This is a genomic window from Streptomyces sp. NC-S4 (genome assembly GCF_054353315.1).
This window is the reverse complement of record NZ_CM135937.1, coordinates 6,837,943-6,850,744: the sequence shown is the minus strand read 5'-3', so window position 1 is coordinate 6,850,744 and position 12,802 is coordinate 6,837,943. Positions and strand designations below refer to the sequence as shown.

Here is a 12,802-nt window from a genome sequence, read left to right as displayed (position 1 = left end):
GCGGGGACCGGGGCTGGTCAAGGGGTGGTGGAGGAGACGATGTAGACCTTGGAGACCTTGGGGTCGGTGAGGTCGACGGTGATGTCCCGGGTGGGCCGCGGGTCGTCCTGTTCGAGGGTGGTGCCCACCCACGAGGTCTCCGGCTTCCAGTGCCAGCCGGCGACCGAGGTGTCGTGCGCGGAGACCGAGACACCGGGGGTCAGGTCCTCGCGGCCGATGCCGAGGGAGGACAGGAAGCCGTCCAGTTCCGTCGGGGTGACCGCGAACTGGACGTACAGCCGGCTGGTGCGCCAGTTGTTGGTCTCCAGGAACCCGACGCGCCAGGCCTTGTCCGGGACCGGGACCTCGTAGATGCTGCGCTGCACCTTGGAGGGCCAGCCGGGGCGCACCGTGGACGCGCCGACCTTGGCGGCCTTGTCGCGGCCGCTCTCGCGGCTCTGCTGGGTGGAGATCGCCAGGTAGCCCGCGGGTACGCCGACCAGCAGCAGGATGATGATCGCGGTGATCCAGCGGCGCTTGACGACGTGCCTGCGGTCCTCGGCGGCGGGCGTCGGGGTGCCTTCGGCGTCGGGGGCGGAGGCCTGGTGGGGCAGGGTGGGCGGGGTCACTTTTCGTCCTGGTCCTCGGGGACTGCGGGGTCGCGCCGGCCCAGCTGCTGCGCGTAGCGCTCGTACCGCTCGTAGCGTTCGACCCGGCGGCGGGTGGCGCGGCGGAAGCGGCGGGCGACGAGCCGGGCGAGGTCGGCGGCGCCGACCATGCCCGCCTCGGGCCCGAGCTGGGCCTTGGCGATTCGGGCCTCGGGGCGGTACCCGCGGCCGGTGAGATGGCGGCGGAAGGCGTCGCGGGCCGGGCCGATCAGCAGGTCGTCGGCGGCGCTGACGCCGCCGCCGATGACGAAGCAGGACGGGTCGAGGGCGGCCGCCAGGTTGGCGATGCCGACGCCCAGCCACTGGCCGATGTCCTGGAGCAGCTCGACGCACATGGCGTCGCCCTCGCGGGCCAGCTCGGTGATCAGCGGTCCGGTGATCTCGTGGACGTTGCCGCCGACCCGGGCGATGATGTTGTACGCGACCGGCGAGTCGGCGGCGGCCAGCTCGCGGGCCTCACGGACCAGGGCGTTCCCGGAGCTGTACTGCTCCCAGCAGCCCCGGTTGCCGCAGGGGCAGCGGTGGCCGCCGGGGACGACCTGCATGTGGCCGAATTCGCCCGCGACCCCGTACCGGCCGCGCTTGACCTGGCCGCCTTCGAGGATGGCCCCGCCGATGCCGGTGCCGAGCGTGATCATGACGAGGTGGTCCTCGCCGCGTCCGGCGCCGAAGCGCCACTCCGCCCAGGCGGCGGTGTTGGCGTCGTTGTCGACCATGACCGGGACCGCGAGCCGGGACTGGAGCGCGTCGCGCAGGGGCTCGTCGCGCCAGGCCAGGTGGGGTGCGAACAGCACGCGGGAGCGGTCGGCGTCGACCCAGCCGGCCGCCCCGATGCCCACCGCGTGCACGTCGTGCCGGTCGGAGAGGTCCAGCACCAGCTCGACGATGGTGTCCTCGACGACCTTGGGGCTCTTGGACTTGTCCGGGGTCTCCGTGCGGATCTTCTCCAGGATGATCCCGTCGGCGTCGACGACGCCGGCCATCACCTTGGTGCCGCCGATGTCGATGCCGACCGTGGGGACGCGCGGGGCCGTCAGGTGCGACCGGCGCTCCCGGGTCCCGATGGTCCGCAGGACGGTGCCTCGCGCCGACCCCCGGTGGGTGAGCGCGAAATCCCGGTACGTGCTCATCGAGTCGTGTCGTCCCTCTTGGGTGCGGTGGTTCGGGGGGTCCGGTCGGCCTCACCGGCCGGGCCGCTCCGACCGGCTGCGTGGTCCGTCGCGGCCGTGGCGTGTGGGGTGCCTTCCCCCGATTCTGCCACTCGCTCCAGTTCGTGGCTCAGCTCGTCCAGCTCGGAGCCGCCCGCCATCTGCCGGGTGAGCTCGTCGAGCGTGATCGACTCCCGGGTGTGGCTGCCCGCCATGGTGCCCCGCTTGAGGAGCACGAAACGGTCCCCGACCAGGTACGCGTGGTGCGGGTTGTGCGTGATGAGGACCACGCCGAGGCCCGCGTCGCGGGCGGCGGCGACGTACTTGAGGACCACTCCGGACTGCTTGACGCCGAGGGCCGCGGTGGGCTCGTCGAGGACGAGGACCTTCGCTCCGAAGTACACGGCGCGGGCGATGGCCACGCACTGGCGCTCACCGCCGGACAGGGTGCCGATGGGCTGGTCCACGTCGCGCAGGTCGATGCCCATGCGCAGCAGCTCGGTGCGGGTGGTCTCGCGCATGAGTTCCACGTCGAGGCGGCGGAAGGGGCCGCGGCCCCTGGTGGGCTCGGAGCCGAGGAAGAAGTTCCGCCAGACGGGCATGAGCGGGACGACGGCGAGGTCCTGGTAGACGGTGGCGATGCCGTGGTCGAGGGCCGCGCGGGGGTTGGCGAGCGCGGTCTCCTCCCCCTCGATCTCGAAGGTGCCGGCGTCGTGCCGGTGCAGCCCGGCGATGATCTTGATGAGGGTGGACTTGCCCGCGCCGTTGTCGCCGAGGACACAGGTGATCTCGCCCGCCGAGACCTCCAGGGAGACTCCCTGGAGGGCGCGGATGTTCCCGTAGAACTTGCTGACGCCGGTCAGCTTCACCAGGGCGGTGCCCGCTCCGGGCGCGGCGGCGGGCCGCTCGGTCCTGTCGGTCGTACTCACTTGCTCGCCTCCGCCCGCTTGCGGACCCATGCGTTGAGCAGCGTGGCCAGCAGGAGCATCGCGCCGAGGAAGAACTTGAACCAGTCCGGGTTCCACTGGGCGTACACGATGCCGTTGCTGGTCATGCCGAAGATGAAGGCGCCGACCGCCGAGCCGATGGCGGAGCCGTAGCCGCCGGTCATCAGGCAGCCGCCGATGACCGCCGCGATGATGTAGAGGAACTCGTTGCCCACGCCCTCGCCCGACTGGACCACGTCGAACGAGAAGAGGATGTGCTGTCCGGAGATCCAGGCGCACAGGGCGACGCCCATGTAGAGGCCGATACGGGTCTTCACGACGGGCACGCCGGTGGCGCGGGCCGCGTCGGCCCCGCCGCCCACCGCGAAGATCCAGTTGCCTGCGCGGGTGCGCAGCAGGATCCAGGTGGCGACGGCGACGATGGCGAACCACCACAGGATGGTGACCTTGAGGGTGACCGAGCCGATGGTCCACTGCGAGGCGAAGAGGGCGCGGGCGGAGGAGAAGCCCTCCATGTCGGCGATGGTCTTGGTGGAGACGGTGCCGGTGATCAGCTTGGTGAAGCCGAGGTTCAGGCCGGTCAGCATCAGGAAGGTGCCGAGCGTGATGATGAAGCTGGGCAGCTTCGTGCGGGTCAGCATGAATCCGTTGAAGAAACCGATGGCCAGGGTGACCAGCAGGGACACGCCGACGCCGACCCAGACGTTGGCGGTCATCTGGTAGCTGAACATCGAGCTGACCAGCGCCGAGGTGGTGACCATGACACCCGCGGAGAGGTCGAACTCGCCGCCGATCATCAGCAGGGCCACCGGGGCGGCCATGATCCCGATGGTGGAGGCCGAGTACAGGATCGTGCTGAGGCTGGAGGCCTGCAGGAAGGTGGGGGCGGCGATGGAGAAGAAGACGAAGACGGCGACGGCACCGACCACCGAGCCCAGCTCGGGGCGGGCGAGCAGCTTGCGCAGGGTGGAGGTGGGGGCGAGCCGCTCGTCGCGCCCGTCGGCGGGTGCGGCCGCGCTCATCGGCTGCCCCGCTTGATGTACTCCTCCAGCTTGCCCGCCTCGGCGGCGGTCACGATCTGCGGTCCGGTGAGCACGGGGCGGCCGCCGCCGAGCACGTTCGCGTTGTAGCGGTAGAGCCAGAGCAGGTCGACGGCCTCGTAGCCCTGCAAGTAGGGCTGCTGGTCGACGGCGAAGCCGAGGGCTCCGGACTTCAGGTCGCGGGCGACCGACTCGTTGAGGTCGAAGGTGTCCACCTCGGCCTTGCTGCCTGCCGCCTCCTTCGCCTTGACCGCGGTGGGCGCGAAGGGCGCGCCGAGGGTGACGATCGCGTCGACGGAGGGGTCGGCCTGCAGCTGGGCCTGGATCGCCGCCTGGACGGAGGGCATGTTGGTGCCTTCGACGTACAGATTCTCCATGGTTCCGGAGAAGGTCTTCTTCGCTCCGGCGCAGCGCTGCTCGTGGCCGACGTTGCCCTGCTCGTGCAGGACGCAGACGGCCTTCTTGCGGCCGCGCTCGTTCAGCTCGGTGCCGACGGCCTCGCCCGCGATCTCCTCGTCCTGGCCGATGTGGGTCAGCGCCCCGTACGCGGCGGACTGGGCGGAACCGGAGTTGACCGTGATCACCGGGATGCCGGCCTTGACGGCCTTGGCGAGGACGTCCTTGAGGGCCTCGGGCTTGGCCAGGCTGACGACGATCCCGTCGACCTTCTGGTCGATGGCGTTCTGCACGAACTGGGCCTGCTGCTGCGCCTGGTCGTCGTGGGCGTAGACGAAGTTGATGTTGTCCTTCGCCGCGGCCTCCTTGGCGCCCTTCTGCACGATGTCCCAGAAGGTGTCGCCGTCGCCCGCGTGCGTGATCATCGCGAAGGTCCAGCGCGGGGTGGAGACGGCGGGCCGGCCCGCCTGGGCCTCCTTCGCGCGCTCCTCGGCGCGCTTGCCGCCCGTACTGCTGCAGCCCGCGAGCGAGGCCCCCAGTACCGCCGCGAGCACGGCGCCCACGACGCGTACCCCTGTCCGAACCCTAGCCACGTCGCCGCGCCCTTCCCTCGTCACCAATTCGGTCCGTCGTCGAGCCGGTCGTCGATCCGGCCGTTGAGCCGGTCATCAATCCGGTCATTCCGGCTCCATTCCGGTCCAGCCGTTCAGTATCCGCCACAGTCGACCATGAAGGGTCATCGGGGCACGCGCGGGCAGGTTTACATGCTCGGGCGGATTGACAGGTTCCGCCGACCGGGTCAGGTTGAGTGCATGCGCATCGGGCTCATCGGAACGGGCCGGATCGGGTCCTTCCACGCCGCGGCACTCGTCCGCCATCCGGAAGCCGGCTCGCTCCTGCTGGCGGACGCCGACCCCGCGCAGGCGGCGCGCCTCGCCGACCGGCTCGGGGCCACTGCCGCGCCCTCGGTGGAGCAGGTCTTCACCTGGGGTGTGGACGCGGTGGTGGTCGCCTCGGCGACCGAGGCGCACGCGGACCTCGTCGTACGGGCCGTCCGCGGCGGGCTGCCGGTCTTCTGCGAGAAGCCGCTGGCACCGGACCTGCACCGGACCCTCTCGGCGCTGCGGGAGGTCGCGGCCTCGGGCGGGCTCCTCCAGGTGGGCTTCATGCGCCGCTTCGACGCGGGCTACGGCACGGCCCGCGGGCTGGTCCGTTCGGGCGCCCTGGGGCGGCTGCACACCGTCCGGACGACGACGGCCGATCCGGCGCCGCCGGCCGCCGCGTACCTGGCGACCTCCGGCGGGCTGTACCGGGACTGCCTGGTGCACGACTTCGACATGGTCCGCTGGGTGACCGGGCGCGAGGTGGTCGAGGTGTACGCGGCCGGGTCGGACGCGGGGCCGGCGCTGTTCCGGGAGACGGGCGACATCGACACGGCGGCCGCCGTGCTGACCCTGGACGACGGAACCCTGGTCACGGCGACCGGTACCCGGTGCAACGGCGCCGGGTACGACGTGCGGATGGAGCTGGCCGGGGAGCTGGACCAGGTCTCCGTCGGGCTGGACGACCGGACGCCGATCGCCTCCACCGAACCGCACGGCCCGCCCCCGGCGAGCAAGCCGTGGACGGGCTTCCTGGAACGTTTCGCCCCGGCCTACGAGGCCGAGCTGGCGGCCTTCGTCCAGCTGGTGCGGGGCGAGGGGCCGAACCCGTGCGACGGCCGGGAGGCGCTGGCGGCGTTCCGGATCGCGGAAGCCTGCGAACTCTCGCGCCGGGAACGGCGCCCGGTGCGGCTGGAGGAGCTCCCGGACCTGCCGGCTGTGTAAAGGGGGCACCGGGCCACAGTACGGCGGGTGATCACCCGCGGCTGCGGCGCTTTCCGGACACGCTCACGCGGCGGTGACGGCGCGCCGCCCCCAGGCGGTGCCGACGAGGACCAGGAGGGCACCCGCGTAGCCGAGGAGCCCCGGCTCCTCCCCGCCGATGGCAATACCGGCGACGGCGGCCCACAGGGGTTCGGTGCCCAGCAGCAGGCTGACCCGGGAGGGCGAGGTGCGGCGTACGGCCCACATCTGCACGAAGAAGGCGAAGAGGGTGCAGAAGACGGAGAGGAAGGCGAGCCCGGCCCATTCGGCGGCCCCGAAGTCCGCGGCGGCGGCCCACGGGGTCGCGCCGGTGCCGGGCACGGCGGCCAGCAGCGCGAAGACGAGCACGGCGGCGCCGAGCTGCACGGTGGTCAGGGACAGCGAGTCGGCGTCCTGGACGGCCTCGATGCGGGCCATGAGCAGGACGTGCAGGGTCCGGGCGAGGGCGGCGCCGAGGATCAGCAGGTCCCCGGAGCTGGGCGCGGTGAAGCCGGCGCCCTGGGTGAGGAGGACGACCCCGACGACGGAGAGGGCGGCGGCGCCGAGGAAACCGGCGGAGGGCGCCTGCTTCCTGACGGCCGCTTCGGCGAGCGGGGTGAAGATCATCGTCAGGCTGATGATCAGCCCGGCGTTGGTGGCGGAGGTGTGGACGACCCCGTAGGTCTCCAGGAGGAAGATCCCGCCGAGTACGAGCCCCAGCAGCCCGGCGCCGCGCAGCTGGGCGGGACGCAGGGCGCGCAGCCGCGCCCACCCGGCGACGACGAGCACGGGCAGCACGAGCGCGAACCGGAGCACGAGCACGGCGACGACGGTGTGGGCGGTGGTGATGCCCTTGGCCGCGAGATAGCTGCCGCCCCAGACGACGGCGACGGCCAGCACGGGCAGATCGGCGAGCCAGGCCCGGCGCGGGGCGGCTTCGAGGTCGGGCGAGATCACGGTCAACGGAGGTCTCCAACGGCTCGTCAGGGGTGGAGACATCGGCGGCTCGCACGGCTGCGGGCACACCGTACCGGAGCCGATCATGCCGGGCGACCCCTTTCCTGGCGCGGAACCCTGGCCCCGTAGCATCGGGCCCATGGCTGATCTCTACGCGCTGGACCTGGCGTTCGACCTGCTCGACACCACGCCCGACGACGTGCTCGCGGAGGTGCGACGCCAGCTGACATCGCCGGACGGCCTCCTCTCGGCCCAGGCCCGGCGTGGCGGGTCGGCGGCATGCTCGTCGGCGCGTTCGCACCGACGGACCGCGGCGGCTGGGCGCTGACCGTCCGCCAGGAGGTCCACGAGGAACAGCTCCCGGACCTGGAGGACCTCCTGCTGCTCCTGGCCCCGCACGTCCGCCCGCCGGGCCCGGTCGGCCGCCTGCGCCACTACGAACACGAGTCCCCGGACCTGCTGGTCCTGCGCGAGGGCCGCGTGGTCCAGCTGGCGCTGGACCCGCGGTAGGCCGTCCCTTCCGGATCGTGCCGGGCCCGCGACGCCCGGCACCGCACCCGGCGGCGTCGCCGGAGCCCGAATACGTCCGGTACGCGGTGCACACCTCCGCCTTGCCGGCCACGGCACCGGACGCCGCGGGCTCGGTCTAGGCCGACGAGATCCGAAGGAGATGGCCCGGGCCGACCTGGGCCGGACGCACCCGGCGATCAAACCGATTGCGGGCACGGCACGTTCCCGCCGATCCTGTCCACCTCACCGAACGAGGAGGACCACGTGGGCCTGATCCTGTGCCCCGACGACGGGGACAACGACAGCCCGGACGCCACTTGGTCCTGCGTCCGCTTCCACGCGTTCCGGAAACGGCTCGCACGGGCCGAGGGGTTCGCCCTCGAGGAGATGTGGGGCTTCGGGGGCGACCGGCCGTGGAGCGAGGTCTCCACCATCCTGGAGCCGCTCCTCGACCACCCGGACGTCTGCGGTGACAACCTCTCCACCGCCGACTGCGCCGCGATGCTGCCCCGCCTGGAGGCGATCGCCGGCGCATGGCGGGAGGAGCCGGCCGAACCGCTCCTCCAGCAGCTCATCGAGGACGCCCGAAGGCTCGCCGTCGTCCTGCGGTTCTGCGTCGACAAGGACGTCGAGCTCCTCTTCGCCTGACGGCGCGCTCAGTCGCCGATCGTCGCGAAGGTGGCCCGCCCCGTCGGCCGGTAGGTGTGGACGGCGGTCCCGGCCGGTGTCGTACGGGAGCTCACCACCTCGTAGGCGGTCGGCAGCCCGCCGGTGGGGAAGAGCCTGCGCCCGGCCCCCAGCACCACGGGGAAGACCAGCAGGTTCAGCTCGTCGACGAGGTCCCGGGCCAGCAGCCACTGCGCGAGCTGCCCGCTGCCGTGCACCTGCAGCTCCCCCTCCAGCTCGTCCTTGACCCGTACGATCTCGCCCTGCAGGTGCTCCCCGTCGAGCACGGTGACGGGCCCCCAGGCCGGCTCCTTCAGCGTGGTCGAGGCCACGTACTTGTGCAGCCGGTTCAGCTTGCCCGGGATCGGGTCGGCGGGGTCGTCGTGCTCCGGCCAGTACGAGGCGAAGATCTCGTACGTCTTGCGCCCGAACAGGAACGCCCCGGCCCGCCCGAACACCTCGGTGACGAACTCCCCCATCCCCTCGTCGGCGAACGGCGCGACCCACCCCCCGTACTCGAACCCGCCACTGCGATCCTCGTCGGGCCCCCCGGGCGCCTGCATCACGCCGTCCAGCGTCACGAAGGTGGTCAGGGTCAGCTTCCCCATGTCTCTGCGCTCCTCGCTCGGTCGTCCCTACACAGATGCAGACTCCCGCACCCCCACGAACTCATCGCACCGCCACGCGTGACCCACCGCCTTCCGTCACCCCGCCCATCGCGCTGCGCGGACGTCGTGCCCAGCCACGGAAAGACCGGATGACCATCGGCTGGGGCAGGAACGCCCACCCCGAGCCCCTCGGCAACCCCCGACGCCAGCCGTGACGGCATCCCCGACATCTGGGCCGTCGGGGGCAACGGATACCAGTGGCTCCCCCGAGGCGGAACCCGCAACCGCGAGCGCCCTGCCGGGAGATCAGTCCTGGCAGGGCGCTCTGCTGTGCCCGCCCCTCCGCGCGGAACGCGAGGTCGGATTACTGCCAGCGGGGTGGGCCCCCGAGGGATTTGATTGAACCCGCAACCAATTGATGCGGGAGGAACGCATGGACAGCAACAACACCGTGGCCCTGGTGACCGGTGGGAGCCGGGGGATCGGGGCGGCCGTCGCGCTGCGGCTCGCCGAGGACGGGGCCGACGTCGCGATCACCTACGTCCGCGACGCGGAGGCCGCGGCCGAGGTCGTCGGGAAGGTGGAGGCGCTCGGGCGGCGGGCCCTGGCCGTACGGGCCGACATCGGGGATCCGGAGGCCGCCGCAGCCGCGGTGGAGCGGGTCGTGGAGGAGTTCGGGCGGCTCGACGTGCTGGTGAACAACGCCGGGGTGGGGGTGCTCGGGCCGCTGGCGGAGCTGGCACCGGCCGATGTGGAGCGCGTGCTCGCGGTCAACGTCAGCGGGGTGTTCCACACCACGCAGGCCGCGGCCGCGCACCTCGGATCCGGCGGGCGGATCATCACGGTCGGCAGCTGCATGACCCAGCGGGTGCCGGGGCCGGGCGGGACGCTCTATGCGATGAGCAAGTCGGCGCTGATCGGGTTCAACAAGGCCCTGGCCCGGGAGTTGGGCGGGCGCGGGATCACCGCGAACGTCGTACACCCGGGGCCGGTGGACACGGACATGAACCCGGCGGACGGACCGTACGCGCAGTCGCAGGCGGCGCTGACGGCCCTCGGGCGGTTCGGTGCGGCCCGGGAGGTGGCGGCCGTGGTGTCCTTCCTCGCGGGTGCGGAGGCGGCGTACGTGACGGGGGCGGAGTTCGCGGTGGACGGCGGGCACGCCGCGTAGCCCTCTGGCCGGGCGTGCGGGGCCCTCTGGCCGGGCGTGCGGGCGGGTGCGGGCCCGGGGGCTTCCGTCGGCGGGCGGGTGCGGGTCCGTTGCACGGGGCTCCGCCCCGGACCCCGCGCCTCAAACGCCGGCGGGGCTGAATTCGGGCCCGTACCTCGGACGCCCGCGGGGCTGAATTCGGGCCTGCGCCCCGGACGCCCGCGGGCTGGATTCGCGGCTGATTTCGGCGCCGGAACGGCGGAGCCCGCCCCGGGGTGTCGACCCTCGGGGCGGGCTCCGTGCGTTGGGGGGTCAGCCGCCCAGTTCCTGGTGGCGGGCGGTCAGGGTCGCCGCGCCGGTCTCCGTCAGTGAGCCGTACAGGCGCAGGCGGGAGAAGCCGCCGTCCGGGAAGATGTCGATCCGGACGTGCGTGCCGACCGCCGGGGCGTCCAGTACGAAGCGGTGGTTGGTGTCGGGCTGCAGGCGGGTCCGGGGGAGGAACTCCTGCCACTCGCCCTCCTCGCCCGTCTTGACGGAGAGCGAGGCCCAGCCGGCCGAGTTGCCCTTGAGGTACGCGGTGTCGATCTCGACGGCGCGGATCTCGGACTCGGCGACGAGCTGGTAGCGGATCCAGTCGTTGCCGTTGTCGCGGCGGCGCGCGGTCTCCCAGCCGTCGTCCATCTTGCGGGAGCGGCCCGGGTTGATGGTGTTGGTCGGCGGGGAGTAGAAGCGGTTGGAGGCGTCCTGGACGGAGCCGCCGTTCTCCAGGGCCACCACGTCGAAGGAGCCGAGCGCGTCGAGCCACTTCGGGTCGGGCAGGACCTCGCCGTAGACGCGCAGGCGGGCGATGCCGCCGTCGGGGTGCTGGTTGACGCGCAGGTGGGTGAAGCGCTGCTCGACGTCCACCTCGAAGCCGTTGGCCGCGTGGCCGCCGACCGCCGTGCGCGGCACGATCGTCGTCCACTTCACGTCGTCGCCCCGGAGCTCCTCCGGGGTCGGCGCGAGGGCGCCCGCCCAGTTGGTGGCCTCGACGGAGACGGCCTGCGGCATGTTGCCGCGGAAGTGGGCGGTGTCGACGACGATGCCGCGGATGATGCCGGGGGCGCCCAGGCGTACGAGGGCCCAGTCGTGGTCCTCGGGGGTCGGCCAGGGCTGGGTGGCGGAGACGCCGCGCCGGCGGCGGGTCTCCCAGCCGTCCATGACCTTGCCCTTGTGGCCGAAGTCCTCGGGGTCGAAGTGCGCGGCCTCGGAGATCAGCAGGTTCTCGCGCTGGGCGAAGAACTCGTCGTTGGCGGCGATGACACCGGCGCCCAGCTCACGGGCGGCGAGGTTCGCGTACTGGGTGAAGGGGAAGTCCGCGGTGCGGTAGTCCGCGTACGGGTCGCCGCCTCCGTACGGGTTCGCGTTACCGGTGAAGGATTCAATCGCCACTGGTCAGTTCTGCCTTTCGAGGAGGAGGCCCGTGGGCTCGGTCGGGGTGCCGTGGTCGGCGATCTGCGTGCCGCGCAGCCAGGTGGACTTCACGACGCCGTGCAGGGTCTTGCCCGCGTACGCCGTGACCCGGTTGCGGTGGTGGAGCTCGGCCGGGTCCACCATGAACGTTTCTTCAGGGGCCAGGACGGCGAAGTCGGCGTCGCGGCCGGCCTCGATCGCGCCCTTCTGCGCCAGCCCGGCGAGGGCTGCCGGGGCGGCGGACATCCAGCGGACGACGTCCTCCAGGGTCCGGCCGCGGCGGCGCGCCTCGGTCCAGATGGCCGGCAGGCCCAGCTGGAGGGAGGAGATGCCGCCCCACGCGGTGGAGAAGTCGCTGGTCTTCAGGTCCGCGGTGGAGGGCGAGTGGTCGGAGACGATGCAGTCGATCGTGCCGTCGGCGAGCGCGTCCCACAGGAGGTCCTGGTTGGCGGCCTCGCGGATGGGCGGGCAGCACTTGAACTCGCTCGCCCCGTCCGGTACTTCCTCGGCCGTGAGGGTGAGGTAGTGCGGGCAGGACTCGACGGTGATGCGGACGCCCTCGGCCTTGGCGGCCGCGATCAGCGGCAGCGCGTCGGAGGAGGACAGGTGCAGCACGTGCACGCGGGCGTTCAGCCGCTTGGCCTGGGCGATCAGGTTGCCGATCGCGGTGTTCTCGGCGTCGCGCGGCCGGGAGGCGAGGAAGTCGGCGTACTTGGGGCCCGGGACGACGGGAGCGGCGTCCAGGTGGTGCGGGTCCTCGGCGTGCACGATCAGCAGGCCGCCGAAGCCGGTGATCTCGGCGAGGGAGGTGGCCAGCTGCTCCTGGTCGAGCTCGGGGAACTCGTCCACGCCCGAGGGCGACAGGAAGCACTTGAAGCCGTAGACGCCGGCGTCGTGCAGCGGGGCCAGGTCCTTGACGTTGTCCGGCAGGGCGCCGCCCCAGAAGCCGACGTCCACGTGCGCCTTGGCGCGGGCGACCTCCTGCTTGACGCGCAGGTTGTCGACCGTGGTGGTCGGCGGGAGGGAGTTGAGCGGCATGTCGAGGATCGTGGTGATGCCGCCGGCCGCCGCGGCGCGGGTGGCCGTCCAGAAGCCCTCCCACTCGGTGCGGCCGGGGTCGTTCACGTGGACGTGGGTGTCGACCAGGCCGGGGAGCAGGACGTCGTCGCCGAAGTCCTCCAGCCGGGCCCCGGCCGGTACCTCGGCGTCGTGCGCCAGCACGGCCGCGATCTTCCCGTCGGCGACGGCCACCGATGCGGCACGCGTCCCCTCGGGGGTGATGACGCGCGTCGAGCGCAGTACCAGTTCCACAGCCACGTCGGCCACCGAACCTCCCCATCCACTTCCACAGAGCGAAATTCAACGTTCTGTTGACGGAGTCTTCCCGGCGATCCGTACCCAGTCAAGAGCGTCCGGACGGACCACTGACACACCACG

General features: G+C 72.2%; 14 protein-coding genes. 5 read left to right on the top strand and 9 right to left on the bottom strand.

The window, feature by feature from the left end:
• Positions 1-17: 17 nt before the first annotated feature.
• The 5 genes from ACXNSR_RS30815 to ACXNSR_RS30795 are packed head-to-tail and all read right to left on the bottom strand — an operon-like array spanning position 18 to position 4,771.
• Complete coding sequence (locus ACXNSR_RS30815) at positions 18-608, bottom strand: hypothetical protein (protein WP_458638621.1); 591 nt, start codon at positions 606-608, stop codon at positions 18-20.
• Positions 605-1,777 (bottom strand): ROK family glucokinase, encoded by a 1,173-nt coding sequence (locus tag ACXNSR_RS30810; protein WP_458638620.1) that lies wholly within the window; start codon positions 1,775-1,777, stop codon positions 605-607. Before ACXNSR_RS30810 ends, ACXNSR_RS30815 begins: the two co-directional genes overlap by 4 nt.
• Positions 1,774-2,754: an ATP-binding cassette domain-containing protein gene (locus tag ACXNSR_RS30805; protein WP_458638619.1), complete on the bottom strand. Its 981-nt coding sequence runs from the start codon at positions 2,752-2,754 to the stop codon at positions 1,774-1,776. The genes ACXNSR_RS30810 and ACXNSR_RS30805 overlap by 4 nt, the downstream gene beginning before the upstream one ends.
• Positions 2,721-3,764: an ABC transporter permease gene (locus tag ACXNSR_RS30800; protein ID WP_458638618.1), complete on the bottom strand. Its 1,044-nt coding sequence runs from the start codon at positions 3,762-3,764 to the stop codon at positions 2,721-2,723. Before ACXNSR_RS30800 ends, ACXNSR_RS30805 begins: the two co-directional genes overlap by 34 nt.
• Positions 3,761-4,771, bottom strand: a complete 1,011-nt coding sequence (locus ACXNSR_RS30795) for a substrate-binding domain-containing protein (RefSeq protein ID WP_458638617.1) — start codon at positions 4,769-4,771, stop codon at positions 3,761-3,763. Before ACXNSR_RS30795 ends, ACXNSR_RS30800 begins: the two co-directional genes overlap by 4 nt.
• Before the next feature lie 219 nt (positions 4,772-4,990).
• Here ACXNSR_RS30795 and ACXNSR_RS30790 point away from each other — a divergent pair, with 219 nt between their 5' ends.
• Positions 4,991-6,004, top strand: a complete 1,014-nt coding sequence (locus ACXNSR_RS30790; protein ID WP_458638616.1) for a Gfo/Idh/MocA family protein — start codon at positions 4,991-4,993, stop codon at positions 6,002-6,004.
• Positions 6,005-6,067: 63 nt separating this feature from the next.
• Here the strand turns inward: ACXNSR_RS30790 and ACXNSR_RS30785 are convergent, their stop codons facing one another.
• On the bottom strand, positions 6,068-6,985 hold the full coding sequence (locus ACXNSR_RS30785; RefSeq protein WP_458638615.1) for a DMT family transporter: 918 nt from the start codon (positions 6,983-6,985) through the stop codon (positions 6,068-6,070).
• A 133-nt stretch (positions 6,986-7,118) separates the two neighbouring features.
• Between ACXNSR_RS30785 and ACXNSR_RS30780 the strand changes: the two genes are divergently transcribed.
• The 3 genes from ACXNSR_RS30780 to ACXNSR_RS30770 all read left to right on the top strand — a co-directional run bounded on the left by ACXNSR_RS30780 (position 7,119) and on the right by ACXNSR_RS30770 (position 8,137).
• A complete protein-coding gene (locus ACXNSR_RS30780; RefSeq protein WP_458638614.1) occupies positions 7,119-7,307 on the top strand; it encodes a hypothetical protein in 189 nt (62 codons plus the stop codon).
• Entirely contained in the window at positions 7,259-7,489 is a 231-nt protein-coding gene (locus ACXNSR_RS30775; RefSeq protein WP_458638613.1) for a hypothetical protein, read from the top strand. Before ACXNSR_RS30780 ends, ACXNSR_RS30775 begins: the two co-directional genes overlap by 49 nt.
• A 264-nt stretch (positions 7,490-7,753) precedes the next feature.
• Positions 7,754-8,137: a hypothetical protein gene (locus ACXNSR_RS30770; RefSeq protein ID WP_458638612.1), complete on the top strand. Its 384-nt coding sequence runs from the start codon at positions 7,754-7,756 to the stop codon at positions 8,135-8,137.
• Between the two features lie 8 nt (positions 8,138-8,145).
• Here the strand turns inward: ACXNSR_RS30770 and ACXNSR_RS30765 are convergent, their stop codons facing one another.
• On the bottom strand, positions 8,146-8,763 hold the full coding sequence (locus tag ACXNSR_RS30765) for a dihydrofolate reductase family protein (RefSeq protein ID WP_458638611.1): 618 nt from the start codon (positions 8,761-8,763) through the stop codon (positions 8,146-8,148).
• A gap of 433 nt (positions 8,764-9,196) precedes the next feature.
• Between ACXNSR_RS30765 and ACXNSR_RS30760 the strand changes: the two genes are divergently transcribed.
• The gene (locus ACXNSR_RS30760) at positions 9,197-9,934 is read left to right on the top strand and encodes an SDR family oxidoreductase (protein ID WP_458638610.1); all 738 of its coding nucleotides are present in this window, start codon (positions 9,197-9,199) and stop codon (positions 9,932-9,934) included.
• A gap of 291 nt (positions 9,935-10,225) precedes the next feature.
• On the opposite strand, the gene alc is transcribed toward ACXNSR_RS30760, so the two are convergent.
• Together alc and allB are read right to left on the bottom strand one after the other, a co-directional pair.
• The gene (alc, locus tag ACXNSR_RS30755; protein WP_458638609.1) at positions 10,226-11,344 is read right to left on the bottom strand and encodes an allantoicase; all 1,119 of its coding nucleotides are present in this window, start codon (positions 11,342-11,344) and stop codon (positions 10,226-10,228) included.
• Positions 11,345-11,347: 3 nt separating this feature from the next.
• Positions 11,348-12,682: an allantoinase AllB gene (allB, locus tag ACXNSR_RS30750; RefSeq protein ID WP_458643441.1), complete on the bottom strand. Its 1,335-nt coding sequence runs from the start codon at positions 12,680-12,682 to the stop codon at positions 11,348-11,350.
• Between the last annotated feature and the right edge of the window lie 120 nt (positions 12,683-12,802).